A 23,448-nucleotide genomic window follows, 5' to 3' on the forward strand; every position below is an offset into this window, starting at 1 on the left:
TGGTTCTGGCCATGCAGGCGATGGCCACGATCGTGGCCCTGGTGAGGCGCGAGGCGATGTGTCCGCCGGTTCGGATGGTGTGAGCGGTGCAGGTGCTTCAAGTGCAGCTGGAGATCCGGCCCGACCCCGCGGAGGTGGGGCGCGCCAGGAGGTGGGCCCGTTCGCGGCTCGCGGGGTCCGGAATAGGAGCCGACGAGCCGCTCGCCGAGACGCTGATCCTGCTCGTCTCCGAGCTGGTCACCAACGCGGTGGTGCACACCGGCTGTCCGGCCGTGCTGCGCCTCCAGCTCCAAGGCGTGCGGGACGACTCCTCCGGTGCGCCCTCGGGCACGGTCCGTCTGGAGGTGGCCGACTCCAGCGGCTGTCCGCCGGCGCCCCGGCACGCACAGGGCGACGAGACCAACGGCCGCGGGCTGGAGCTGGTCGACGGTCTCGCCGACCGGTGGGGCTGGACCCCCGAGGGCCGCGGCAAGCGCATCTGGTGCGAGGTCGACCGCTGTACGTCGCCGGGTGTCACGCGGGCGGCCGCGTACCCGGCGTACGACGGATTCGCGTACGAGGCGGTGTAGCGCGTCCGGGCGGTGCCCGGGTGTGACGGACCCCGCGCGACCGGGGTCCGCCGGCGCGACCGGCATGGCCCGCCGCGCCGGGCGCGGAGCGTTGCCGTGCATACATGCACGGAATCCGTTTCCGCGGCGTGAACCAAGGCCGAATGCGCCGTGCAGTGCTTCCGTACGCGCCGTCACAAATAGGGCGTAAGTAATGAATCCCCGATCGGGTGTTGACGTGACGTGTCCGTTTGATCACGCTTGTGGACAGCGATCCGCCGCGAGGGGACGACGAGGGTTCCGGTGACGGGAGCCCTCGGCGAGTGCGGTTCGCGATTCGGCGTCGGCTCCTCAAGGGCCAAGAGGGAGCGGGACGGGGTACGCCGGAGGCGGATGGCGGCGCGCGGTGCCGTGCTCGGGGCGGGCAGTGGCGCGCCGCCAGCCGATTCTTGTGGAGCAGCCCCTGGAACGGTCTCCGGGCGGTTGCTGCAGCACTTGGCCGGCGCTACGGCACGGCGACCGGTGCTACAGCACGGCGACCGGTGCCACCGGGGTCCCCGTGCCGCCCACGAAGGGCTCGGGCATCGCCGACAGCAGGAAGCTGTAGCGCTTTTCTTCTCCACAGGCTGTGGACAATTCTTCGAGATTCCAGTTCTGGCCCTGCAACATCCCCATTTCGACCAGATCGAGCGCGTGCACAGGAAGCCACAAATCCTCGATTTCCGGAGGAAATATCTCAAAGGTGAGGGTGTCATTGGCGACCGCGGCGACGTCGCGCGCGTGGAACCACTCGGGGGTGCGCACGGAGAGTCCCGGTGACGGGTAGCCGTACGCGTGCTTGTCGCCCGCCAGAAGGACCTGGATCTGCCCGGTCCGCACCAGGACGATGTCGCCGGCACGCACGCGCGTGCCCGCCAGTTCCTCGGCCGCGTCGAGGTCCTCGGGGGTCACGGCATGGCCGCCGTCGAGCCGGTGCTTGCCCCGGGCGCGCGCGACGTCGAGCAGGACACCGCGCGAGACGATGTGCCGGGCCTTGTCGATCCCGCTGAACTCGGCGCCGCCATGGGGTGTGACCGTGCCGGCCGGGCGGCCGTTGTAGAGCCTTCCCGAGTGGGAGACGTGGGTGAGCGCGTCCCAGTGGGTGGCCGCCTGGAGCCCCATGGTCACGGCGTCGTCGCTGCACGCGACGGTGCCGGGTCCGAACAGCTCCTGGTTGATCTGCACCATCACGTGCAGGGGATTGACCCGCCCGGGGATCATCCCGGTCTGGACGCCGTCCTGCTGGAGGGGCAGCGCGAGGGGGATCCGGCGTCCGGTGCGGATGCCGGCGGCGGCCTCGCGCACCACCTCGTCGGTGATGAGGTTCAGGGTGCCGATCTCGTCGTCGGCCCCCCAACGGCCCCAGTTGTTCACGCGCTTGGCGATGTCGTGGAACTCGGCCGGCAGTGACATGAGTCCTCCCCGGGGCTTGTCTCCAGGTATCTGACGGGTCATAGAATCTAACGGTCCGTCAGAAACCACGGGAAGGGGCCGGGCGTGGGGAACTTCTTGGCAGGCAAGGTCATCGCCGTGACGGGAGCGGGGCGGGGGATAGGCCGCGCCGTCGCGCTCGCCGCGGCGGCCGAAGGGGCACGCGTCGTCGTCAACGACTACGGGGTGTCCATCGAGGGCGCCGAGCCGACCAGTTCGATCGCCGACACGGTGGTCAAGGAGATCGAGGCCGCGGGTGGGGACGCGGTCGCGGTGGCCGACGACATCTCGACGATGGCGGGCGGGCAGCGGGTGGTCGACGCGGCCCTGACGTCGTACGGCCGGATCGACGGAGTCGTGTGCGTGGCGGGGATCCTGCGCGAGCGGATGCTCTTCAACATGTCCGAGCAGGAGTGGGACCCGGTGGTCGCCACGCACCTGAAGGGCACCTTCACGGTCTTCCGCGCGGCCTCGGCCGTGATGCGCAAGCAGGGCTCCGGCACCCTGATCGGCTTCACCAGCGGCAACCACCAGGGGTCCGTCGCGCAGGCCAACTACAGCGCGGCGAAGGGCGGGATCATCTCGCTGGTCCGCAGCGCCGCACTGGGACTGCACAAGTACGGGGTCACGGCGAACGCGGTCGCGCCCGTCGCGCGGACCCGGATGTCCGCCAACGTCCCGATGGAGCTCGCCGAGATCGGTGAGCCGGAGGACGTGGCCGCGCTGGTCGTGTACCTCCTGTCCGAGCGCGCCCGCGAGGAACGGATCACCGGGCAGGTCTATACGATCGCCGGCCCCAAGATCGCGGTCTGGGCCCAGCCGAGAGAGCTGCGGGCCGGTTACGCCGAGGGCTCCTGGACGCCGGAGAAGATCGCCGACTTCCTCCCGGGGACGGTGGGCGTGGACCCGATGCCGCTGCTGGAACGGGTGGAGGCGATGGCGCGGGCGGCGGCGGAGAAGGGGCGGCCGAACGCCTAGCGTTCGGCGGCTGCCGTCACGGGCGCCGGGGTCGGCGGTCCACCGGATCCCGGTCGCCGGGCCGGTGGTCCGTGCCGCGCCCGTCGGGGTCGGCGGTCCACCGGATCCCGGTCACAGGGCCGGTGGTGGTCTGTCCGGTGTCGGACCCGGCCTTCGGGCATCAGACGAAAGCGTGAACCCAGCCAACGTAAGGCGGTCACCGTGGAGTTCGGGTTCGGAGCAGAGGACGAGGCCTTCCGGGAGGAGGTGCGCGGCTGGCTCGCCGCGCATCTCGAAGGAGCCCCGGAGCGCCGGGTGTGGGAGCGGGAGCTGGGCGCGGGCGGCTGGATCGGTCTCGGCTGGAGCGAGGACGGCTACGGCAACCGCACCGCGAGCCTGACCCAGCAGGTCGTCTGGGCGGAGGAGTACGCCCGCGCCAAGGCCCCCGCCCGCACCGGCCACATCGGCGAGAACCTCCTCGCCCCCACGCTGCTGGCCCACGGCACCCCGGCGCAGAAGCAGCGGTTCCTGCCTCCCGTCGCGCGCGGCGAGGAACTCTGGTGCCAGGGCTACAGCGAGCCGGATGCGGGCTCGGACCTGGCCGGCGTCCGCACAACCGCCGTACCCGACAACGGAGTTGGCCCATCGGGTTCGTACCGCGTCACCGGACAGAAGATCTGGACCTCCCTCGCGCACGAGGCCGACTGGTGTTTCGTCCTCGCCCGTACGCAGCCCGGATCGACCCGCCACCACGGCCTGACGTTCCTCCTGGTCCCCATGGACCAGCCGGGCCGCATCGAGGTCCGCCCGATCCGGCAGCTCACGGGGACCAGCGAGTTCAACGAGGTCTTCTTCGACGGCGCGGTGGCACGCGCCGAGCACGTCGTCGGCGGCGAGGGGAACGGCTGGCGGGTGGCGATGAGCCTCCTCGGCTTCGAGCGCGGTGTCTCGACCCTCGCCCAACAGATCGGATTCGCCGAGGAATTGGGGCGTGTGATCGAGACGGCGGTCGCCACGGGCGCGGTCGCCGATCCCGTCGTACGCGACCATCTCGTACTGCAGTGGGCTCAGTTGCGGGCGATGCGCTGGAACGCCCTGCGCACCCTGGGGGGCGCGGCGGAGGGGGAGGGGGCGCCGAGCGTGGCCAAGCTGCTGTGGGGCCGGTGGCATCAGCGGCTCGGCGAGCTGGCCATGCGGGTGCGCGGGGCCGGGGCCGCGGTCGGGCCCACGGACTGGTCGCCGTCCGCTCCGTACGAACTCGACGCGTTCCAGCACCTGTTCCTCTTCGGCCGGGCCGACACCATCTACGGCGGTTCGGACGAGATCCAGCGCACGATCATCGCCGAGCGGGTGCTCGGCCTGCCGAAGGAGCCCAGGGGATGACCACCGGACAGTCAGGGACCAGAGGGGAGCCGGCGCGATGCGAGGTGTGATCTTCGACGGGAAGCAGACCCGGGTCGTGGACGATCTGGAGATACGGGATCCAGGACCCGGCGAGGTGCTGGTCGCGATCTCCGCGGCCGGGCTCTGCCACAGCGATCTGTCAGTGGTGGACGGGACCATACCCTTCCCCGTTCCGGTGGTGCTCGGACATGAGGGTGCGGGTGTCGTGGAGGCGGTGGGCGCGGGCGTCGCCCATGTCCGGCCGGGCGACCATGTCGCGCTGTCCACGCTCGCCAACTGCGGTGCCTGCGCGGAGTGCGACCGGGGGCGGCCGACCATGTGCCGCAAGGCGATCGGGATGCCGCAGCAGCCGTTCAGCCGGGAGGGCCGCACGCTCTACCAGTTCGCGTCCAACTCGGCCTTCGCGGAACGCACGGTGGTGAAGGCGGTGCAGGCGGTCAGGATCCCCAAGGACATTCCGCTGCCGTCCGCCGCGCTGATCGGCTGCGGAGTGCTGACCGGCGTGGGAGCCGTGCTGAACCGGGCGCGGGTGGACCGCGGGGACCGTGTGCTGGTCATCGGGACGGGCGGCATCGGGCTCAACGTCCTCCAGGGCGCGCGGCTCGCGGGCGCCCTGACGATCGTCGCGGTCGACGCGAACCCGGCGAAGGAGGCGGTGGCCCGCCAGTTCGGCGCCACGCACTTCCTCACGTCGGCGGAGGGGGTGCGGGACATCCTGCCCAACGGGGCCGACCACGCCTTCGAATGCGTCGGCCGCGTCGAACTCATCCGCCAGGCCGTCGATCTGCTCGACCGGCACGGCCAGGCGATCCTCCTCGGTGTCCCGCCGGCCACCGCCGAGGCGTCCTTCCTCGTCTCCTCGATGTACCTGGACAAGTCGATCCTCGGCTGCCGCTACGGCTCCTCGCGACCGCAGCGGGACATCGCCCTGTACGCCGATCTGTACCGGGAGGGGCGGCTGCTGCTGGACGAGCTGGTGACCGAGACGTATCCGATCGAGGACTTCGAGAAGGCGGCGGACGACGCCCATCAGGGGAAGGTGGCGCGGGCGGTGCTGACGTTCTAGAGCGCACGGTCCCGGGTGTGCTGGAGCGCACGGGTCCCGGGGGCGCGAGGGCGCGGAGAACGCGGTTGTCCACAGGGCGGGAAATCTCCTGGGGCACTGTCGGTGGTGTCCCCTAACGTCGTCGCATGAGTTATCGAGACATCGCCTCCAAGCAGGTGCTGACCTGGGCCGTCGTGGCCGTCGGCGCTCGGCTGCCGGTGGCCATGGCCCCGTTGGCCCTGGTCTTCCTGGTCCGCGAGCGACCGGGTGGCTATGCGCTGGGGGCGATCCTGGCGGCCGCGTACGTCATCGGTGAGATCGTGGGCGCACCCCTGCTGGGGATGCGCATGCGGCCCGAGCGGGCCAGGACGCAGATGGCGGCCGGGCTCGCCGCCGGTGCCGTCGGCTTCGTGGGTCTCGGCGCCTTTCCGGGCGCGCACGCGATGGTCCTCGGCGCGTTCGCGTTCCTCGCCGGCGCCGCCCCCGCCGCGACCCCGGGCGGTCTGCGCACGCTGCTCACCGGCATCGTCCCGAAGGGTGCCGTCACTCAGGCGCTCTCCGCCGAGTCGATGCTGATGTCCGGGATATGGGCGCTGTCCCCGGCCGCGGTCACCGGTCTCGCGCTCGGCCTCGCCCCCAGGCTCCCGCTGCTGCTCGCCGCCGCCCTGATGGGCGCGTCCGTCGCGGGCCTGTGGCTGCTGCCGGCCGGCTGGGAGGCGGACGTGACGGACCGCGGCGGTGTCTCGATGCCGCGCATCCTGGCCCGCGCCTGGCCGGTGTACGTCACCGGTGCCGCCAGTCTCTCCCTGCTCGCCCTCGCCGAACTCGTCCTGCCCGCCCTGCTGGAGCAGCGTGCCATCGGCGTCGGCTGGTCGGGGCCGCTGCTCACCGGCTTCGCGCTCGGCTCCGGCCTGGGCGCGTTCGTGTACGGGCTCCGCTCCTGGCCGGGGCGGCTGCTCACCCGGAGCGTGGTGCTGATGTGCGGTGTCTCGGCCTGCGTGGCACTGGTCGCGCTGATACCCGCCACCGGCTGGATCGCGGCCGTCCTCGTCGTCGCGGGCGTGCTCCAGGCGGGCGCGATGCTCACCCGCAATCTGTCCCTGCGCGAGGCGCTTCCGCCGAGTGCGCTGGCCGCCGGTTATTCGGTGATGTACGCGGCCGTCGGCGTGGGGTACGCGGCGACGGGCTCGCTCGCCGGCGCCCTGCTGCACTTCGTCGCGCCCTCCACGGCGATCCTCGCCGGGGTCGGGCTGACGCTGCTGCTCACGGCGGTGGGTTCGGTGGGGGAGAGCCACCGCACCTCGGCCGGCCGCTCGCCCTCAACTCACGCTTCCGGCACGGAAGTCGTCGCTGTGGCCGGCGGCACCGGACCGGGTGCCGCTCCCGGCCCGGAAGGTGCGCCGGTACGCGGTGGGGGTGACGCCGAGGCCGGCCTGTAGGTGCTGGCGCATCGACTGGGCCGTGCCGAAGCCGGCGTCCCGGGCGACCTGGTCGATCGACAGGTCGCTGGACTCCAGCAGATGCCGGGCCCGTTCGACGCGCTGCTGGGTGAGCCACTGGCCGGGGCTGATGCCGGCCTCCTCCCGGAAGCGGCGTGTGAAGGTGCGTACGGACATGGCCTCCTGCTCGGCCATGTCGCGCAGCTGGATCGGTTCGTGCAGGCGGCCCAGCGCCCAGGCGCGGGCTGCGGTGGTGGTCGCCACCTGCGGCTCGGGCACCGGCCGGTGGATGTACTGCGCCTGTCCGCCGTCGCGGTGCGGGGGCACGACGGTGCGGCGGGCCACGGCGTTGGCGACGCCGGTGCCGTGGTCACGGCGTACGAGATGGAGGCACAGGTCGATCCCGGCGGCGACACCGGCGGAGGTGAGGACGTCGCCGTCGTCGACGAAGAGGACGTCCGGGTCCACCTTGATCTTCGGGAAGAGCCGCTGGAAGTGCTCGGCGGAGGCCCAGTGGGTGGTGGCGGGGCGCCCGTCGAGATAGCCGGCGGCGGCGAGCACGTATCCGCCGGTGCAGATGGAGACGAGCCGGGTGCCGGGCCGGATGTGGGCGAGGGCGGCGGAAAGCTCGGGGGTGAGGACGCCCTCCTCGTGGACGGGGCCGAGCTCGTACGAGGCGGGTACGACGACCGTGTCGGCGGTGGCCAGTGCCTCCGGCCCGCTGCGGACGAGTACGGCGAAGTCGGCGTCCGTGTCGACCGGGCCCGGCGGGCGGACCGAGCAGGTCACGACCTCGTACAGCGGGTGCCCCTCGGCGTCCTTGGCGAGTCTGAAGATGCGCTGCGGGATGCCGAGCTCGAAGGGCAGCAGCCCGTCGAGGGCGAGGACGACGACGCGGTGCCGGCGGTGGGCGGTTTCCGGAGGACGGGCCATGGCCCGATTCTAGCGAATGCTGTCCTTCCGGCCACTCGTTTGCGGAGACCGCAGGCCCGAGGCTCTATGACGTGACCCAGACAACCGAAGCCCTCACTGCCGGAGAGGCCGCCGGACCCCCGCCGTCCCGCCGCGTACGTGTCCACCGCGCGTGGTTCGTCGCCGGCGTGGCCTTCGTGACGATCATCGGAGCGGCCGCCTTCCGTTCGCTGCCGAGCCTGCTGTTCGACCCGCTGCAGGACGAGTTCCACTGGTCGCGCGGCACGATCGGGGCAGCGGTCTCGATCAACCTCGTGCTGTACGGGCTCACCGCGCCGTTCGCCGCCGCACTGATGGACCGCTTCGGCATCCGCCGGGTGGTCGCGATCGCCCTGATGGTCATCGCGATCGGCTCCGGGCTGACCGTCTGGATGACGGCCGCCTGGCAACTGCTGCTCTGCTGGGGCCTGTTGGTGGGGCTCGGCTCGGGTTCGATGGCGCTCGCCTTCGCCGCGACGGTCACCAACCGCTGGTTCACCGAGCGCCGGGGCCTGGTCACCGGACTGCTCACCGCCGCCTCCGCCTCGGGTCAGCTGATCTTCCTCCCCGTCCTCTCCTGGATCGTGACGCACCACAACTGGCGCCCCGCCGCGGTGACGGTGGCCCTCGCCGCCCTCGCGGTCGTCCCCTTCGTCTGGCTGCTGCTGCGGGACCACCCGGCGGACGTGGGCCTGAAGCCGTACGGGGCAACGGAGTTCGTACCGAAGCCCGCCCCGGTGCAAGGGGCCGCGCGCCGGACGCTGAAGGTGCTGTCCTCCGCCGTCCGCACCGGGCCCTTCTGGCTGCTGGCCGGTTCCTTCGCGATCTGCGGGGCGTCGACCAACGGCCTGGTCCAGACCCACTTCGTGCCCGCGGCCCACGACCACGGCATGCCGATCACGGCGGCCGCCTCGCTGCTCGCGGTGATCGGTGTCTTCGACGTGGTCGGCACGGTGGCCTCCGGCTGGTTCACCGACCGCTTCGAGCCGCGCCGGCTGCTGGCGGTGTACTACTCGCTGCGCGGTGTCTCGCTCCTGTTCCTGCCGATGCTGCTGGTCACGCCGTCGGTGCACCCTCCGATGATCTTCTTCATCGTCTTCTACGGCCTCGACTGGGTCGCCACCGTCCCGCCCACCATCGCCCTGTGCCGCGAGCTGTACGGAGAGGACAGCGCCATCGTCTTCGGCTGGGTCCTCGCCTCCCACCAGGTCGGCGCCGCCCTCGTCGCCTTCCTCGGCGGAGTCGCGCGCGACACCTTCGGCGAGTACGACGTGGTCTGGTACGCCAGCGGGGCGCTGTGCGCGGCGGCGGCCCTGATGGTGCTGGTGATCCGGCGACGGCCGGTCCGGGTGGGTGTCGCCCTGGCGTGAGGCGCCAGGGGCGCGGTGGAGGAAGCGTTCCTGGGCCGCGGGGTGCGCTGGAGGAACGTCTCCGGCGCACTGAGCCGTCCGGCGTGCCCGAGGTCCCGGAGGAACGCTAGAGGAAACGTCCCCGGTGGAAGAGCAGGGGCGCCGCGTCGTCGGCGGACCTGCCGAGCGCGTCCACCCGGCCCACCACGATGAGGTGGTCGCCGCCCGTGTGGACCGCGTGGATCGTGCAGTCGATCCAGGCGAGGGTGCCCGCGAGACGGGGGGAGCCGGAGGCGGGCGCGGCGTCGTACACGACACCGGCGAACTTGTCCGAGCCGCTCACCGCGAACCCCCGGCACAGCTCGCCCTGGTGCGCGCCCAGCACGTTCACACAGAAGACGCCCGCACGCGCGATCCGCGGCCAGGTCGTCGACGTACGGCCGACCATGAACGCGATCAGCGGCGGGTCGAGGGAGAGCGACGAGAAGGACTGACAGGCGAAGCCGGCGGGGGCGCCGGGTGCGGCGGTGGCTCCAGCTGCTGCTCCGGGGCCGGCTGCAGCTCCGGGGTCCGCTCCGGGGTCGGCTCCGGGGTCGGACGCCGGTGCGGTGATCACGGTGACGCCCGTCGCGAAGCTGCTCATCACCCGCCGGAACTCGCCCTGATCGACGGGCGCCCGCTCGTCGTCGCCGACCGCCCGCAACTCCGGTCGCGGCAACGCCTCGACGGGCCCCGCGACGGTGGGGGCCCCGGCCGACCTGAGGTACCGGACAGCGGCGGCCGCCATCCCTGCGTGTCCCATCACATCTCTCATTGAAGCTGACGGGGTGTCAGATGGGAAGGGGTGGGGCGCTCGGAGCCACCACGGGAACCCTCGTGCTGGGGGCCGGAGCCACCACGGGAACCCTCGTGCTGGGGGCCCGGAACTACCACGGGAACCCTCGTGCTGGGGGGCCGGAGCCACCATGGGAACCCTCGTGCCGGGGGCCGGCGGCCTGCGCGTATGTTCGGCCCCATGGGGTGGGGAGACAAGGCGCGCCGGCGTCGGCGCGAGGGGTTGAACTGGGCGGCCTCCGATATCAACGCGGCCGCCGCGGTCTGGGCCGCGCAGCTTCCGGTGTTCGTCGCGATCTACGTCGTCTCGGCTTTCGACGACAATCCCTACGGCTCGGGGTACGGGAGCGCGTTCGGCCTGATGTGCATGCTGGTGTTCGCGCCGCCGGTCCTGGCCGTCGGCGGTCTGCTGCACGCCGTCACGCACGCGATGCCCGCCGCCGAACTCGCCCGACTCGTGGTCCGGCGCGCGCGTGGCCCCGAGTGGGCCTGGCATCTGCTGTTCGTCGTCGTGCTCGGCGCGGGGTGGGCCGCGGTCGGTGTCGTACTCGTGCACTGGTCGTTCACCGGCGCGGCCGAGCTGATCGTGGGGTCCGGGCTGCTGCCCGCGCTGGGCGTCGCCCACGTCCGCCGACGGGCCCGGCTCACCGGGACGGCGATGCGCGGCCGGAGCATCTGGCTCCGCTCGGCGCTGGCCGCCTTCTGCCTGGGCGTTCTGGTCCTGGTCACGGGCTCGGTGGCGCTCGCCACGGGCCTCATCGACGAGTACGAGCCTCCGCGGCTGTCCGCCGATCAGCTGGCCGGAGTCTGGAGCGGCGACGACGGCGCCGTACTGCGGCTTCGGCCGGGGGGACGAGCCGAGCTCACCGCGGTGCCCGCACAACCCGAGTTCGCGTACGACGGGACCAGGGAATTCCTGCCGTGCGACGGGACAGGCACCTGGCTCCCCGACCGGGACGGCGACCACGGGGACGAGGGGGGCGGCGGCCATGAGGACGAGGGGGACGGTGGCCAGGAGGGGGACGCCGGGGCGCCGGACGGTGTGGTCGTCAGCCTCGGCGGCTGTGGTGATGAGACGTTCTGGACGATCGGCGGCACGGCGAACAGGCCGGAGCTCTACGTCCGCTTCGGGGACCCGGACGACGGGGACCTGCGTGTCCTGACTCAGCGTCCCCGGTAGTGGGGGACCTGTGCGTCCTGACTCAGCGTCCCCGGTAGTGCGGGCTTCTGCGTTCCACGAAGCTGGTGACGCCTTCGTGGGCGTCCGACGTCGTCATGTTGATCTCCTGGGCGGCGGCCTCGGCGGTGAAGGCGGTGCTGCGGTCGGTGTCGAGGGAGGCGTTGACCAGCTGCTTGGTGAGGGCGAGGGCGCGGGTCGGTCCGGTCGCGAGCCGCTCGGACCATGCGCGGGCCGTCTTCTCCAGGTCCTCCAGGGGGACGACGCGATTGACGAGCCCCAGCCGTTCGGCGTCCGGGGCGGTCAGCGCGTCACCGAAGAACATCAGCTCCTTCGCGCGTTGCGGCCCGATCAGGCGCGGGAGGAGATAGGCGCCGCCGCCGTCCGGGACCAGGCCACGGCGCACGAACACCTCGATGAACTTGGCGGATTCGGCCGCGAGGACCAGATCGCAGGCGAACGCGAGATGGGCGCCGATACCGGCCGCGGTGCCGTTCACCGCGGCGATCACCGGCTTCTCGCAGTCGAGGACGGCGGAGATCAGGCGCTGGGCGCCGAGACGGATGGTGCGGGCGACGTCTCCGGGCACGCGGGCGCCGGGGTTGGCGAGGCCGGCGGGGCCGGCAGGGGTTGCGGGGGCAGCGGGGGTCGAGGGGGCAGCGGGGGCTGCGTTGCTGGTACCGGTACCGGGGGCGGTACCCGTACCGGTGCCGGTGCCGGGCGCGCTCCGGAGGTCCGCGCCCGCGCAGAAGCCGCGGCCCGTCGCCGTGATGACGACCGCGCGTACCTCGGGGTCGGCGGACGCCTCCGCGAGCAGGGCGATCACCCGTTCCCGCTGGTCCCAGGTGACGGCGTTCATCGCCTCCGGCCGGTTCAGGGTGATCCACGAGACGGCGTTGTCAGTGGCGTGCAGTACCAATGAGTCGAGGGATTTCTCCGGGTCCTGGGGGACGGGACCCGGGGAGTCGTCGGGGGACTCACGGGGGGAGTCGGACATGGGGATGCTCCAATGCGTACGGGGAATGCGGTGGTTGCTGTGGGCCTGGCTGTGCTGCCTACCGGCACACCGCCAGCGCGTCCAGGGCCACCGCCCCCTGCCCCCGGGGCAGCACCATCAGCGGGTTGATGTCCAGCTCCGCCATGTCGTCGCCGAGTTCCAGGGCCATCCGCTGCACGCGGAGGATCACCTCGACCAGCGCGTCCACGTCCACGGGCGGCCCGCCCCGCACGCCGTCGAGCAGCGGCCGCCCCCGCAGCTCGTCCAGCATCCCCCGAGCCTGATCGTCGCCGAACGGCGGTACGCGCACGGCCGCGTCGCGCAGCACCTCGACGAGGACGCCACCGAGCCCGACGGTCACGGTCGGCCCGAAGAGCGGGTCATGGGTGACGCCCACGACCATCTCGACCCCTCGCTCGACCATCTGGCACACCAGCACCCCGTCGAGCGAGATCCCTTCGTAGCGCGCGATGTCGGTGAGCTCCCGGTAGGCGTCCCTGACCTGACTGGCGGAGGTCAGCTCGACCTTCACCAGGCCGAGTTCGGTCTTGTGGGCGATCTGCGCGCCCGACGCCTTCATCACGACGGGGTAGCCGACCTGGCTCGCCGCCCGTACGGCCGCCGCCGCGCTGGTCACCAACTGCTCGCGCGGCACGCGGATTCCGTACGCCCGCAGCAGCTGTTTCGCCGCGTGCTCGCTCAGCTGGTGCCCGGGCCGCATCAGCGCCTGCGCCTTGCGGAAGGAGGGCGAGGGCAGACGGGGCGCCTCGTCGAAGGGGGAGCGGTAGGCGGCGACGAACCGGTGGTGGTCCAGATAGGCGCGGACGGCCGTGATGCAGTTGGCGAAGGTGCGGAAGGTGGCGACCCGCGACGACCCGAGCAGCGTCTCGCGGTACGCGGACTCCGTGCCGACCGGCGAGCCCCACACCACGCACACCAGCTTGTCCGTCTGTTCCGCCGCGTCCACCAGATCCTGCGCGAGCTTGTCGCTCATCGGCGGGAAGGGGCCGGTGATGGGGCAGATCAGCACCCCGACGGACGGGTCGGCGAGGATCGCGTCGATGATCTTGCGGCCACGCCAGTCGCCCACCGGGTGACCCCCGTTGTCGACGGGATTGGCGACGTTCAGATATTCCGGGATCCACTCGTGCAGCTCCGCCTGCTTGGCGGCGGACAGGGTGGGCAGCGACAGCCCGGCCCCGGTCGCCAGATCCGAGAAGTGCGCGCCCGTGCCGCCCGAGATCGAATAGACGACGACCCCGTCGGCCCGCGGGGCGCGCGCCCGGGCCAACAGAGCAGCGGTGTCCTGGAGTTCGTCGAGTCCGTCCACGCGGATCACGCCGTACTGCCGCATCGCCGCGTCGACCACCGAGTCCGCGCCGGTCAGTTTGCCGGTGTGTGAGGCGGCGGTGCGGGCGCCGGTCTCGGTGCGGCCGACCTTCACCGCGACGACCGGCACCCCGCGCCGGGCGGCCCGGTCGGCGGCGAGCAGAAAGGAGCGGCCGTCCTTCATCCCCTCGACGTAACAGGCGATGGCACCGACCTCGGGCCGCTCGGAGAAGTAGGAGATGAAGTCGGCGGTCTCCAGATCGGCTTCGTTGCCGGTGGGTGCCCAGTGCGAGAGGCGGATGCCCAGTTCCTGGAGGGCGAAGACCGGCCGGCCCTGGTGTCCGGACTGGGTGATGAGGGCGATCGCGGGCCCGTCGAGGTCGTCACGGAACTTCTCGAAGGCGTTGAGATTGGTGTTCGGGCCGAGCAGCCGCAGCCCGGATCGGGCGACGGCGCCGGCGAGCCGGGCCTGGGCGGCAGCGCCCTCCGCCCCGGTCTCGGCGAACCCGGAGGCGAAGGCGACGGCGAACTTCACCTTGGCCTCGGCCAGTTCCTCGATCACGGGAAGGGGGTCGGCGACCAGGAGGACGGCCAGATCCACCTGCTCGGGCAGATCGGCGACGGAGGGGGAGCAGGGCATGCCGAAGACCGACTGACGGGCGGGGTGCACGGGGTGCAGCCGCGCGCCGACCCGCTCGGCCCACGCGACCAGTTGCCGGGTGATCCCGGTGTTCGGTCGGCCCTCGGCGTCCGAGGCGCCGATCACGGCCACGGACTCGGGACGGAAGAAGCGGTCGAGATCGGGTACGGGGGCGTACAGCGGACGGCCGCTGACGTCCAGGTCGTCGACCTCGGCGGGCCTGCCGTGGACGACCGGTGAGGGTTGCTCGCCGCAGGCGATGACCCGGGCCCGGCGGGAGTCGGTGGTGAGGGTGCCGTGGGTTGATCCAAGCATCGGTCCGCCCGCTCCTCTGTGACAGCCAATTAACTGACGCAGTGTCAGATTACTTAACTGACGCCGTGTCAGGAACCGTCGTGCACGCAAAGGCTGTGCGCGAGGCGGGTGTTCGCCGCCCCGCCGACCCGCCGGAGCCCGAGGACGGGTGCGCCGGGCCCGAGGACGGGTTCCGGACACCGAGGACGGGTTCCGGGCACCTGGTTCGTGCCCGCCCGGCTCAAGAGGAGAACGCGTCGGAGGAGAAACGGCCGGAAAGGACCCCGGGCCTGGCCCGGGGAGGAAGCGTGCGTAAGGGCCACGGACTCACGCGCCCGGGGAGGAAGCGTGGGTGAGGGGTCCAGGGACTCACGCGCCCGGGGAGGAAGCGTGCGTAAGGGCCAGGGGCTCACCCGCCCGGGGAGGAAGCGTGGGTGAGGGGTCCAAGGGCTCACGCGCCCGGGGAGGAGGCGTGCGGCCGGGGTGCCGTTGTTGCTGTCGGCGTCCGGCCACGGCTGCGCACAGCTGTGTACAACCTTCAACTCGCCTTGATCGTCCAAGACATGCGGCCCGGGCGGACGCGCGACCGGTGCCGCCGCCCCAGGGCCGTGTGTCCTGTCTGTCTCACACCTGGGGATGTCATGAGTCCTGCCTCCGTCGGCCGCGTACTGCGGCTGGGAGCCTGCGCGACCCTGTCCGCCGGCCTCGTCACCATGGGCCTCGCGGCCGGACCCGCGGTGGCCGAGCCCGAGTCCGACCAACTCTGGATCGACGCGCCGTACCAGCAGACCCTGCCGCTGGGCGCGGGCGGAGGTGCGCCGCAGACCCGCACACTCGACGTCGGGCTCTATCACGACAACAGCAACTTCGCGGTGACCGACGGCAAGCTCAGCGTCGACGTCTCCGGGCTCGCCGGGGTCGCCGACGTGACCTGGCCGGCGAACTGCGCGCCGACCGGGACGACCGCGGTGTGCAGCGTGGCCCAGGTCCCCGTGATCGGGCCCGACTACAGTCCTCAGGTCCGGCTCGGAGTCAGGGCGGCCGACGGCGCGCGGTCCGGGTCGCAGGGGACGATCACGTACGGCGCGACGGCGACCGGCGGCCCCGACGGCACGCTCAAGGCGCCCGGGAACAGCTTCGACACCACGGTCGAGATCGCGGCCGGCCCCGACCTGGCGATCGCCGACATCGCCCCGGTCACGCACGCCGGACCCGGCAGCGCCGAGACGATTCCGTTCGCGCTGACCAACAAGGGCAACGAGAGCGCGCACGGGTTCACGGTGAAGCTCTCCGCCTCGTACGGGCTCGACTGGCTGACCCGGTACGACCAGTGCGCGTACACGACGTCGAGCGGTGACGAGTACGCGCCGATGTCGTACGCGACCTGCACGTTCGACGAGGTGCTGGCACCGGGCGAATCCTTCGCGCTTCCCGCACCGCTGGAGGTCGCGCTCGCGCGGCACGCGCTGAACGAGCGGCTGGACATCAGCGTCGAGCCCGGCGGAGGCGCCACCGACCTGTCGGGTGACGACAACTACCTGGCTCTGCAGATCGGTGCCGACAACGCCGCCGACTTCTCGGTGACCGGCGCGGCGGTCACCGGTGCGGCGGGTGAGACGGTCACGGCACCGCTGACGTTCAAGAACAACGGACCGGCCTGGCTGGGCAATCTGGGCTCGGGTGACCCGGTCGCCGTGGTCAGGCTGATCGTCCCGGACGGCACCACGGTCACCGGTGTTCCCTCGGGCTGCGCTCCGCACACCCTCGGCGGCGGCTACTACCCGCAGCAGACGGGCGCTCCCCGATACGACTGCGCCCTGCCGTACTGGGTGCTGGAGAACGCGGAGCGTGGTTACGCCTTCAAGCTGCGCGTCGACAGCGTGGTGCCCGGCACGACCGGCGCCGTCAGCATCCACCCCGACTTCGGCGAGTTCCGGTACGACCCGGACACCACGAACAACACGGCTGTACTCGCGGTCAACTGAACGCGGGCGTGGCGGCGCCGAGAGGAGCCCGCTGTGGAAGGAACGTTTCTCAGCGGGCGGCGCGGGTTCGGGCCGCGTCGCGGGCCACGGCCTTGGCGATCTTCTCGGCGTCGATCGACAGTTCGCGGAGCATGCCGCTGATCGGGTTGGTGAAGCCGGTGAAGTACAGGCCGGGCGCGTCCTTCGGGGTGTGCGCGCCGTGGACGACGGGGCGGCCCCGCTCGTCCAGTACGCCGAGGTGTCCGACGACGCCTTCCAGCGCGCGGACATAACCGGTCGCGGCGATCACGGCGTCCGGGCCCACCAGGCTGCCGTCGGCGAGGACGACCTTGCCGTCCTCGAAGGAGTCGACGGCGGCGACGATCTCGACCCGTCCCTTGCGGACGGCGTCGATGAGACCGACGTCCTGGACAGGGATGGAGCCTTCTCTGACGCGTGAGTAGAGGCCGGTGTCGGGGCGGGGCAGCCCCTGGGCGGAGAGGTCGGGGACGCTCAGCCTGGCCATCGGCCCGGCCAGGCGGTCGACGAGGCCGACCGGCAGTCGTCGTACGACGATGCCCGTGAACTGGGCGGCCCAGCCGGCCGTGGAACGGCGCACGATGTGCGGCGCGGTCCGGACGGAGAGACGCACGCGCGAGGCGCCGCCTTCGATCAAGTCAACGGCGATCTCGGCGCCCGTGTTGCCGACGCCGACGACGAGGACATCGCGGCCGGTGTAGGGGGCGGGGTTGCTGTAGTCGCCGGCGTGCAGGAGTTCGCCGGTGTAGCTGTCGCGGCCGGGCCAGTCGGGGATGTGGGGCGTGTGGTTGTAGCCGGTGGCGATGACCACCGCTCTGCCCGTCAGTTCGCGCCCGCCGGTGGCGTGCAGCAGCCAGCCGTCGCCGCCCGGGGCGGGTTCGACGCGGGAGACCTCGACGCCGGTGACGATCTCCAGCTCGTGGTGCTCGGCGTACTTCTCCAGGTAGCGCACCACGTCGTCCCGCGACACCCAGCGTCCGAAGGAGCGCGGCATCGGCAGTCCGGGCAGGGCGGACAGCCGCCGGGTGGTGTGCAGCCGCAGCCGGTCGTAGTGGCGCCGCCAGGAAGCCCCGACCTTGTCGGACTTCTCCAGTACGACGGCCCGTACGCCCCGGGAACGCAGCGCGTACGCCGCGGCGAGTCCGCCCGGGCCGCCGCCGATCACGTACACGGGGCGGTCTTCGTGGGACGGCACCGTGCGGGGTGTCGAGGAAGAAGTCGAATCGGCCATGAGCCGAGCGTAATCAGGCCCTCACTTGATGGGTCTCGGTCAAGACCGGAATCGGTTGCGAATCGATCACGGCTGCGGGAGGGATGGGTGGGACCAGTGACGTAGGTCACTTGGTTGTGGCGGGGGCGTGCAGGCGGGGAACCGGGCGGTGCGGCCCGGATGCGGCCCTGGTGTGCGGGCCGGGCCGGCCTCGTACGCCTCTTGCGCCGGCGCCCTCCGTGCGCTGAACTGACGTACCGTCAGAAACCGATTCGAAGGCGTGGGCATCCATGGACACGATCTGGCTCACCGGCGCGGAATGGCTCGCCGTGCTCCGTATCGGCCTCGGACTGTGGTGGCTGGAGAGCTGGCGGCACAAGGACAAGAAGGCCTGGTTCGAGCGGGGGACCGGGATCGCATGGGCGGCGGACGTCGCGGGGAAGCACCGCTGGAACGCCGTCCGCAGCGGCTTCGACGTGATGGTCGCGCCGCGCCCGCGGACGATGGCGTACGTCGTCGTCTACGCCGAACTAGCCCTGGGGCTCGGCCTGATCGCCGGCTTCCTGACCCCGGTCGCCCTGATCGGAGGCCTGCTCCTCAACCTCCTCTACCTCGTCCTGATGATCCACGACTGGGCCGAGCAGGGGCAGAACTCGATGATGGCGCTGATCTCCGTCGTCGGCCTCTTCGGGATGGCGTGGCAGACGTGGTCGCTGGACAGCGCGCTCGGGTTGTTCGGATGAGCGCACGCTCCGGCAGGTCGGAGGCCGACGGGAGCGATCGGGCTGTTGGCGTCAGCGCGCACTCCGGCGGGCCGGGGACGGACGCGGGCGATCGGGCTGTTCGGGCGGGCGCGCGTTTCGACCTGCCGGAGACCGACGCGTTCACCCGCCCCTACTGGGAGGCCGCCGCCCGCGGCACGCTGCTGCTCCGCCACTGCGCCGGCTGCGCACGCGACCATCATTACCCCCGCGAGTTCTGCCCGCACTGCTGGAGCGAGGACGTGGAGTGGCGGCCCGCGAGCGGCCTGGCCACCCTCTACACCTGGTCCGTCGTGCACCGCAACGACCTCCCGCCGTTCGGCGGGCGCACACCGTACGTCGCCGCCGTCGTCGATCTCGCCGAGGGGCCCCGGATGATGACGGAGGTCGTGGAGTGCGAGGAGAGTGCGCTGCGGATCGGGATGGCGCTGGAGGTGACGTTCCGGGAGGCCGGGGCGAGGGAGGCGCTGGTGCGGGTGGCGGTGTTCCGGCCCGGTAGGTAGACCGGGAGGGGGCGGTGGCGCACCCGTCCGCCGGTGGCGTACGTCCGTCGCGACCGGCGGTGGGCGGGCCGGGTGTCACGTGCACGGGATCGCGGGTTTCAATAGCTGGATGTCCGATGTCCACGCGCAGTACGCCACCCCGTCCTTCCCCGAGCCGCAGGGCCATGGCCTGCGGCTGCGTCCCTGGAACGCGGAGTCCGACGCCGATGCGGGGGCCTGGCTGCGGGGGCTGTCCGATCCGGAGTTCCAGCGGTGGAACACGCCGCTGAAGGCGGTGCGGGACATCGACGACGCGCGGGACTCGCTCCGGGCGCGGGCCGAGAGCGCGGCCGACGGCAGCGGCGTCTCCTTCCGGGTCACGGACGCCGGCACCGGTGTCACGCTCGGCCACATCGGCGTCAACGAGATCGACCACGTCATACGTGTCGCCCGCGTCGGCTACTGGGTCCTGCCGGAGGCCCGCGGGCGGCAGGTCGCGACGCGCGCGCTGCTGCTGGCCGCGCGCTTCGCGTTCAGTGAGCTCGGGCTCCACCGGCTGGAGCTCGGGCACGCGCTTGGACACGACGTCTCCTGTCGGGTGGCCGAGCGGTGCGGGTTTCTCTGGGAGGGGACGTTGCGGGGCGCGATGTTCGAGGCGGCGCGCAGCGATGCGTTCCGGGACGTTCATCTGCATGCGCGGCTTGCTACGGACCCGGAGCCGGTCGCGCCTTGACCGGGGGTGTCCTCCGCGTGGGGTGTCCTCCGCGTGGGGTGCCCTCCGGGGTGGGCTTCGCCGCCGCTGCCTCTGCTCTCCCCCACTCCCGGATTCGCTCGAGCGGGGCCCATCGTCCCTGGGGACTGCGCCCCGTTCATTTTCTCTGAGCTGCGTCGTCCCACACTTCCCGCACCTCCTCATGGCCACAGGAGTTCCTTGAGCCAACCCCCGCTCGTACGGCGGTAGTTGACTCGTACGTGGCGTCGGTGGGTGTCTCCCTGGAAGAACTCTGCCTCCTGGGGATGGAGGCGGTACAGGGTCCAGGTCGGGACGGGGGCGTCCGGTTCGCGCTCGGCGTGGGTCCAGGCGGCGTTCGAGGCGCGCTCCAACTCCTCGTACGAGGGCAGGACTTCGCTCTGGTGGCCGACCAGGGCGGCGGCCAGCGCGCCGGTGGAGCGGGCGTGCAGATCGGCCTGCGCCTCCTGCACCGGCGCGACGGTGACGGGTCCGCGCAGACGGATCTGGCGGCCCTGCGCGGGCCAGTAGAAGCCGAGCGCGGCATACGGGCGGGCGGCCAGCTGGCGGCCCTTGCGGCTGGTCGTGTGCGTCGCGAAGGACCAGCCTTCCGCGTCCGCACCGTGCAGCATCACCGTACGGATGTCGGGCAGGCCGTCCGCGTCCGCCGTCGCCAGGGACATGGTGTGCGGCTCGGTCTGACCGGCCGCCACCGCCTCCGCGAACCACCGCACGAACAGTGGCAGCGGCTCGCCGGGGGCGGCGCCGGGATCGAAGGAGGGCAGCTCGGTGTCCCAGACCCGCTGGGACCGCAGCAGGCCGGTGAACTCGGAGGATGTGTCGGCAGCGCTCATGCCTCGATTGTCCACCGATGACCTTGCCAAGGCCTCCGACGACCTGGGTCCGGGTTCTCGTCGTACTACTCCTCCGGGACGCCGGTGCCGAGGTCGGACGACAGCCAGCGTTCGGGTCGCATGCGGACCACCACCTGTGCGCCGTGCTCCTTCCAGGCGAAGTCGACATAGGCGTCGACGTGTTCGGCAGGGAGGTAGCGGGCGCTCATCTCGTGGAGCTCCTCGCGGGTGGCGGGGGCCGTGTGGATGACCGGGCCCTCGACCGACACATAGCGGACGGTGGGTTCGACCCGGTCGACCATGAGAGAGAACCGGCCCGCCGCGCCGATCAGTTCGTACTTGCGGGAGTTGAGACCGGTCAGGATCCATACGATGCCGTCCGGCTCGTACTGGTACCAGATCGGCACGGTCAGCGGGGCCCTGCCCGCCCCCGCGTCGACCGCCAGTGCGGCGACGTGCGGTTCAGCGAGAAAGGCTGCGCGCTCTTCGCGGTTCAGGGCCATGTCGGTCTCCTCCAAGCTGCGAACAGTGGATGTCCACGTCAGCTTGCCCCGTGCCCTTCCGTATTCCGGGGACAGCGCCTCTCTGTATTCCGGGGACCGTGCTCCTTCGGATTCCGGGGACCGCGCCCCGCCTGTCCGGGGACCGCGCCGGCCACATTCCCTGGGCCCCACCCGCCGCGTAGCTCCCGCCACTTGGTCGCCCGCGGGGCGGCCCAGCAGGCACTGCGGGACGGCACCCGGTCCATGGTGGGGTTACCCATACCTCCAGTCCGGGAGTCCGCCTCCTCGTGCCGAGGAGCGGGCGACGACATCGTTGAACCCAGTTGATCCAGAGGTTCAGATGCCCCGTCCGGAAGGAATCCCCACCATGAATTCGCTGCTCTCGCCGGAGCCGGGGACGGCGTTCGCAGCGCGGGGATCCGAGGTGAAGGAGGCGGCTCCCGGTCCGCTCGCCTCGTTCGTTCGGTTCGTCGTGTGCGGTGGCGGTGTCGGGCTGCTCTCCAGCGCGGCCGTGGCACTGCTCGCCGGCCCGCTCGCCTGGGCCGTGGCGAACGCGCTGGTCACCGTCGCCTCCACCCTCCTGTGCACGGAGCTGCACGCGCGCTTCACCTTCGGGGCCGGGCGGCGGGCCGGATGGCGCCAGCACTGGCAGGCCGCGGGATCGGCCTCGGCCGCCTACGCGGTGACCTCACTGGCGATGTTCGTCCTGCACCTGGTGCAGTCGTCGCCCGGGATGCCGACGGAGCAGGCCGTCTACCTCAGCGCCTCCGGGCTCGCCGGCGTCGGACGTTTCCTGGTGCTGCGGCTGTTCGTCTTCGCGGGTGCCCGGAAGCCGGTGGTGGTCCCGGTCCCGGTTGCGATCCCGGTCACGGTCGTGAGCCCGGCCCCGGCCCCGGCCCGGGTGGTGGTCCCGGTCACGGTCGTGAGCCCGGCCCCGGTCCCGGCCCGGGTGGTGGTCCCGGTCCCCGTTCCGGTGAGCAGGCCGAACGCGCGCACGCGGCTGCGGACACCGGCGTACGCGGGCAGCCGGCCGTGGGCTCACCCCCGGCCCAGTACCACCGTCCCCGAAGAGCAGAACCATCCGCCCGTCCCGGAGGCGACCGCCAGTTCCGGCAGGCGCCCGCCGGCCCCGCGCACCTGGCGTTCCCCGGCCTCGCCGCGCAACTGCCGTACCGCCTCCACGAGCAGGAACAGCCCCCGCATTCCCGGGTGCTGGGCCGAGAGGCCGCCCCCGTCGGTGTTCACCGGCAGGTCCCCGTTCAGCGTCAGCCGTCCCTTCTCCACGAAGGCGCCGCCCTCCCCCTTCGCGCAGAAGCCCAGGTCCTCCAGCGTCACGAGCGTCATGTAGGTGAAGGCGTCGTAGATCTCGGCGAGGTCCATCTCGTCGGGGCGCAGGCCGGCGCGTTCGAAGGCGAGCCGTCCGCTCACTGCCGCCGGGGACACGGTGAAGTCCGCCCACTCGGACATCGTCGTGTGCGAGACGTGCTCCCCGGTGCCGAGGATCCACACCGGGTCCGTACGGCAGTCGCGTACGTACTCCTCGGCCACGAGCAGGACCGCCGCGCCGCCGTCGGAGCGGATGCAGCAGTGCAGCTTGGTGAACGGGTCCGCGATCATCGGGCCCGACAGGACGTCGTCGACGATGATCGGGTCGCGGAACATGGCCTGCGGGTTGTCCGCCGCGTTCGCGCGCGCCTGTACGGCGACGGAGGCGAGCTGTTCGAGTGTGGTGCCGTACTGGTGCATGTGGCGGCGCGCGGCCATCGCGTACTTGGCGACGAGGGTGTGGCCGTACGGGACCTCGAACTGGAGCGGCCCGCGGGCGCCGAAGGACAGGTTGCCGGTACGGCGGCCGGCCTTGATGTCGGCGCGGGCGGTGGAGCCGTAGACCAGCAGGACGGCGTTCGCATGGCCCGCGGCGATCGCGTCGGCCGCGTGGGCGGCCATGACCTCCCAGGTGGAGCCGCCGACCGAGGTGGAGTCCACCCAGCGGGGCTTCAGCCCGAGGTACTCCGCCACCTCTATGGGGGCGAGGATGCCGAGGCCCGCGGACGCGAGACCGTCGACCACCTCCCGGCCAAGGCCCGAGTCGGCCAGCGCGCGGCGGGCGGCCTGGGCGTGCAGGGTGTAGGGGGTCGCGTCGTCCACCCGGCCGCAGTCGGAGAGGGAGACGCCGACGACGGCGACCTTGCGTTTCCCCGCGGAGGCGGAGGCGGAGGCGGAGGCGGAGGCGGAGGCGGCGGCGCTGGTGTCGGCGCCGGGGGCCGGGCGGGTGCCAGGGGCTGTGGTCCGGGGACTCCCCGGACTCCCCGGACTCCCCGGACTCCCCGGGGTCGTTGAGGTCATGAATCTGACGGTACATCAGATAATGGCCGTCGTGGGAGGGTGTCGCGCCCCTGTGCATCTGCCTGGCGCCGCCCTAATATGACGGACCGTCAGATCTGGAGCCGGAGTCCGGGTGTCGGGAACCG

The 23,448-nt window shown here is 72.0% G+C and carries 21 protein-coding genes and 1 pseudogene; 12 read left to right on the forward strand and 10 right to left on the reverse strand.

The window, feature by feature from the left end; translation table 11 throughout:
• The first annotated feature begins 86 nt into the window (after window positions 1-86).
• Window positions 87-569 (forward strand): ATP-binding protein, encoded by a 483-nt coding sequence (locus ACFVYF_RS10205; protein ID WP_389453752.1) that lies wholly within the window; start codon window positions 87-89, stop codon window positions 567-569.
• Window positions 570-1,073: 504 nt separating this feature from the next.
• Here the strand turns inward: ACFVYF_RS10205 and ACFVYF_RS10210 are convergent.
• The gene (locus ACFVYF_RS10210) at window positions 1,074-2,000 is read right to left on the reverse strand and encodes a cyclase family protein (RefSeq protein ID WP_389453755.1); all 927 of its coding nucleotides are present in this window, start codon (window positions 1,998-2,000) and stop codon (window positions 1,074-1,076) included.
• Window positions 2,001-2,084: 84 nt separating this feature from the next.
• Here ACFVYF_RS10210 and ACFVYF_RS10215 point away from each other — a divergent pair, with 84 nt between their 5' ends.
• The 4 genes from ACFVYF_RS10215 to ACFVYF_RS10230 all read left to right on the forward strand — a co-directional run bounded on the left by ACFVYF_RS10215 (window position 2,085) and on the right by ACFVYF_RS10230 (window position 6,863).
• On the forward strand, window positions 2,085-2,996 hold the full coding sequence (locus tag ACFVYF_RS10215) for an SDR family NAD(P)-dependent oxidoreductase (protein ID WP_389453758.1): 912 nt from the start codon (window positions 2,085-2,087) through the stop codon (window positions 2,994-2,996).
• 201 nt (window positions 2,997-3,197) lie between these two features.
• Window positions 3,198-4,358, forward strand: a complete 1,161-nt coding sequence (locus ACFVYF_RS10220) for an acyl-CoA dehydrogenase family protein (protein ID WP_389453761.1) — start codon at window positions 3,198-3,200, stop codon at window positions 4,356-4,358.
• A gap of 37 nt (window positions 4,359-4,395) precedes the next feature.
• The gene (locus ACFVYF_RS10225; RefSeq protein WP_389453764.1) at window positions 4,396-5,445 is read left to right on the forward strand and encodes a Zn-dependent alcohol dehydrogenase; all 1,050 of its coding nucleotides are present in this window, start codon (window positions 4,396-4,398) and stop codon (window positions 5,443-5,445) included.
• Window positions 5,446-5,570: 125 nt separating this feature from the next.
• Complete coding sequence (locus tag ACFVYF_RS10230; RefSeq protein WP_389453767.1) at window positions 5,571-6,863, forward strand: MFS transporter; 1,293 nt, start codon at window positions 5,571-5,573, stop codon at window positions 6,861-6,863.
• Here ACFVYF_RS10230 and ACFVYF_RS10235 read toward each other — a convergent pair.
• A complete protein-coding gene (locus tag ACFVYF_RS10235) occupies window positions 6,744-7,796 on the reverse strand; it encodes a GlxA family transcriptional regulator (protein WP_389453770.1) in 1,053 nt (350 codons plus the stop codon). The two genes, ACFVYF_RS10230 and ACFVYF_RS10235, sit on opposite strands and share 120 nt — an antisense overlap.
• Window positions 7,797-7,867: 71 nt before the next feature.
• Between ACFVYF_RS10235 and ACFVYF_RS10240 the strand changes: the two genes are divergently transcribed.
• Window positions 7,868-9,184 carry an MFS transporter gene (locus tag ACFVYF_RS10240; RefSeq protein ID WP_389453773.1) on the forward strand — a complete coding sequence of 439 codons (1,317 nt, stop codon included), beginning with the start codon at window positions 7,868-7,870 and terminating at the stop codon, window positions 9,182-9,184.
• Between the two features lie 106 nt (window positions 9,185-9,290).
• Here the strand turns inward: ACFVYF_RS10240 and ACFVYF_RS10245 are convergent, their stop codons facing one another.
• Entirely contained in the window at window positions 9,291-9,950 is a 660-nt protein-coding gene (locus ACFVYF_RS10245) for a flavin reductase family protein (RefSeq protein ID WP_389454698.1), read from the reverse strand.
• Between the two features lie 228 nt (window positions 9,951-10,178).
• On the opposite strand from ACFVYF_RS10245, the gene ACFVYF_RS10250 reads away from it, so the two are divergent.
• Window positions 10,179-11,177: a hypothetical protein gene (locus ACFVYF_RS10250; RefSeq protein ID WP_389453776.1), complete on the forward strand. Its 999-nt coding sequence runs from the start codon at window positions 10,179-10,181 to the stop codon at window positions 11,175-11,177.
• A 22-nt stretch (window positions 11,178-11,199) separates the two neighbouring features.
• On the opposite strand, the gene ACFVYF_RS10255 is transcribed toward ACFVYF_RS10250, so the two are convergent.
• The gene (locus tag ACFVYF_RS10255) at window positions 11,200-12,171 is read right to left on the reverse strand and encodes an enoyl-CoA hydratase/isomerase family protein (protein ID WP_389453779.1); all 972 of its coding nucleotides are present in this window, start codon (window positions 12,169-12,171) and stop codon (window positions 11,200-11,202) included.
• Between the two features lie 58 nt (window positions 12,172-12,229).
• Window positions 12,230-14,455, reverse strand: a complete 2,226-nt coding sequence (locus tag ACFVYF_RS10260) for an acetate--CoA ligase family protein (protein WP_389453782.1) — start codon at window positions 14,453-14,455, stop codon at window positions 12,230-12,232.
• Window positions 14,456-15,075: 620 nt separating this feature from the next.
• On the opposite strand from ACFVYF_RS10260, the gene ACFVYF_RS10265 reads away from it, so the two are divergent.
• Complete coding sequence (locus ACFVYF_RS10265; RefSeq protein ID WP_389453785.1) at window positions 15,076-16,419, forward strand: hypothetical protein; 1,344 nt, start codon at window positions 15,076-15,078, stop codon at window positions 16,417-16,419.
• 49 nt (window positions 16,420-16,468) lie between these two features.
• Here the strand turns inward: ACFVYF_RS10265 and ACFVYF_RS10270 are convergent, their stop codons facing one another.
• Window positions 16,469-17,668 carry a flavin-containing monooxygenase gene (locus ACFVYF_RS10270; protein WP_389453788.1) on the reverse strand — a complete coding sequence of 400 codons (1,200 nt, stop codon included), beginning with the start codon at window positions 17,666-17,668 and terminating at the stop codon, window positions 16,469-16,471.
• 269 nt (window positions 17,669-17,937) lie between these two features.
• On the opposite strand from ACFVYF_RS10270, the gene ACFVYF_RS10275 reads away from it, so the two are divergent.
• The 3 genes from ACFVYF_RS10275 to ACFVYF_RS10285 all read left to right on the forward strand — a co-directional run bounded on the left by ACFVYF_RS10275 (window position 17,938) and on the right by ACFVYF_RS10285 (window position 19,623).
• On the forward strand, window positions 17,938-18,390 hold the full coding sequence (locus ACFVYF_RS10275; protein ID WP_389453791.1) for a DoxX family protein: 453 nt from the start codon (window positions 17,938-17,940) through the stop codon (window positions 18,388-18,390).
• Window positions 18,387-18,911 carry a Zn-ribbon domain-containing OB-fold protein gene (locus ACFVYF_RS10280; protein WP_389453794.1) on the forward strand — a complete coding sequence of 175 codons (525 nt, stop codon included), beginning with the start codon at window positions 18,387-18,389 and terminating at the stop codon, window positions 18,909-18,911. The genes ACFVYF_RS10275 and ACFVYF_RS10280 overlap by 4 nt, the downstream gene beginning before the upstream one ends.
• 109 nt (window positions 18,912-19,020) lie before the next feature.
• On the forward strand, window positions 19,021-19,623 hold the full coding sequence (locus ACFVYF_RS10285) for a GNAT family N-acetyltransferase (RefSeq protein WP_389453797.1): 603 nt from the start codon (window positions 19,021-19,023) through the stop codon (window positions 19,621-19,623).
• A 179-nt stretch (window positions 19,624-19,802) separates the two neighbouring features.
• On the opposite strand, the gene ACFVYF_RS10290 is transcribed toward ACFVYF_RS10285, so the two are convergent.
• From ACFVYF_RS10290 to ACFVYF_RS10300, 3 genes are all read right to left on the reverse strand, one after another.
• Window positions 19,803-20,474, reverse strand: coding sequence for a pyridoxal 5'-phosphate synthase (locus ACFVYF_RS10290; RefSeq protein ID WP_389453800.1), 672 nt, complete (start codon window positions 20,472-20,474; stop codon window positions 19,803-19,805).
• Between the two features lie 65 nt (window positions 20,475-20,539).
• Window positions 20,540-20,977 (reverse strand): pyridoxamine 5'-phosphate oxidase family protein, encoded by a 438-nt coding sequence (locus tag ACFVYF_RS10295; protein WP_389453803.1) that lies wholly within the window; start codon window positions 20,975-20,977, stop codon window positions 20,540-20,542.
• A gap of 336 nt (window positions 20,978-21,313) precedes the next feature.
• Window positions 21,314-21,541, reverse strand: coding sequence for a hypothetical protein (locus tag ACFVYF_RS10300; protein ID WP_389454745.1), 228 nt, complete (start codon window positions 21,539-21,541; stop codon window positions 21,314-21,316).
• On the opposite strand from ACFVYF_RS10300, the pseudogene ACFVYF_RS10305 reads away from it, so the two are divergent.
• Window positions 21,450-21,863: pseudogene (locus ACFVYF_RS10305) on the forward strand (GtrA family protein); the annotation flags it as partial. The gene ACFVYF_RS10300 and the pseudogene ACFVYF_RS10305 sit on opposite strands and share 92 nt — an antisense overlap.
• A gap of 152 nt (window positions 21,864-22,015) precedes the next feature.
• Here the strand turns inward: ACFVYF_RS10305 and ACFVYF_RS10310 are convergent.
• Window positions 22,016-23,323, reverse strand: a complete 1,308-nt coding sequence (locus ACFVYF_RS10310; protein WP_389453806.1) for an acetyl-CoA acetyltransferase — start codon at window positions 23,321-23,323, stop codon at window positions 22,016-22,018.
• Window positions 23,324-23,448: the final 125 nt, after the last annotated feature.

Origin of the sequence: Streptomyces sp. NPDC058274 (assembly GCF_042881375.1) — a bacterium.
Classification (GTDB): Bacteria; Actinomycetota; Actinomycetes; order Streptomycetales; family Streptomycetaceae; genus Streptomyces.

What these genes read in the sequence shown, in the direction of transcription:
- ACFVYF_RS10265 (WP_389453785.1), top strand. Translation starts at nt 15,076, where the DNA reads ATGAGTCCTGCCTCCGTCGGCCGCGTACTGCGGCTGGGAGCCTGCGCG.
- ACFVYF_RS10235 (WP_389453770.1), bottom strand. Translation starts at nt 7,796, where the DNA reads ATGGCCCGTCCTCCGGAAACCGCCCACCGCCGGCACCGCGTCGTCGTC.
- ACFVYF_RS10260 (WP_389453782.1), bottom strand. Translation starts at nt 14,455, where the DNA reads ATGCTTGGATCAACCCACGGCACCCTCACCACCGACTCCCGCCGGGCC.
- ACFVYF_RS10310 (WP_389453806.1), bottom strand. Translation starts at nt 23,323, where the DNA reads ATGACCTCAACGACCCCGGGGAGTCCGGGGAGTCCGGGGAGTCCGGGG.
- ACFVYF_RS10275 (WP_389453791.1), top strand. Translation starts at nt 17,938, where the DNA reads ATGGACACGATCTGGCTCACCGGCGCGGAATGGCTCGCCGTGCTCCGT.
- ACFVYF_RS10290 (WP_389453800.1), bottom strand. Translation starts at nt 20,474, where the DNA reads ATGAGCGCTGCCGACACATCCTCCGAGTTCACCGGCCTGCTGCGGTCC.
- ACFVYF_RS10245 (WP_389454698.1), bottom strand. Translation starts at nt 9,950, where the DNA reads ATGGCGGCCGCCGCTGTCCGGTACCTCAGGTCGGCCGGGGCCCCCACC.
- ACFVYF_RS10255 (WP_389453779.1), bottom strand. Translation starts at nt 12,171, where the DNA reads ATGTCCGACTCCCCCCGTGAGTCCCCCGACGACTCCCCGGGTCCCGTC.
- ACFVYF_RS10230 (WP_389453767.1), top strand. Translation starts at nt 5,571, where the DNA reads ATGAGTTATCGAGACATCGCCTCCAAGCAGGTGCTGACCTGGGCCGTC.
- ACFVYF_RS10295 (WP_389453803.1), bottom strand. Translation starts at nt 20,977, where the DNA reads ATGGCCCTGAACCGCGAAGAGCGCGCAGCCTTTCTCGCTGAACCGCAC.
- ACFVYF_RS10280 (WP_389453794.1), top strand. Translation starts at nt 18,387, where the DNA reads ATGAGCGCACGCTCCGGCAGGTCGGAGGCCGACGGGAGCGATCGGGCT.
- ACFVYF_RS10250 (WP_389453776.1), top strand. Translation starts at nt 10,179, where the DNA reads ATGGGGTGGGGAGACAAGGCGCGCCGGCGTCGGCGCGAGGGGTTGAAC.
- ACFVYF_RS10285 (WP_389453797.1), top strand. Translation starts at nt 19,021, where the DNA reads ATGTCCGATGTCCACGCGCAGTACGCCACCCCGTCCTTCCCCGAGCCG.
- ACFVYF_RS10270 (WP_389453788.1), bottom strand. Translation starts at nt 17,668, where the DNA reads ATGGCCGATTCGACTTCTTCCTCGACACCCCGCACGGTGCCGTCCCAC.
- ACFVYF_RS10210 (WP_389453755.1), bottom strand. Translation starts at nt 2,000, where the DNA reads ATGTCACTGCCGGCCGAGTTCCACGACATCGCCAAGCGCGTGAACAAC.
- ACFVYF_RS10225 (WP_389453764.1), top strand. Translation starts at nt 4,396, where the DNA reads ATGCGAGGTGTGATCTTCGACGGGAAGCAGACCCGGGTCGTGGACGAT.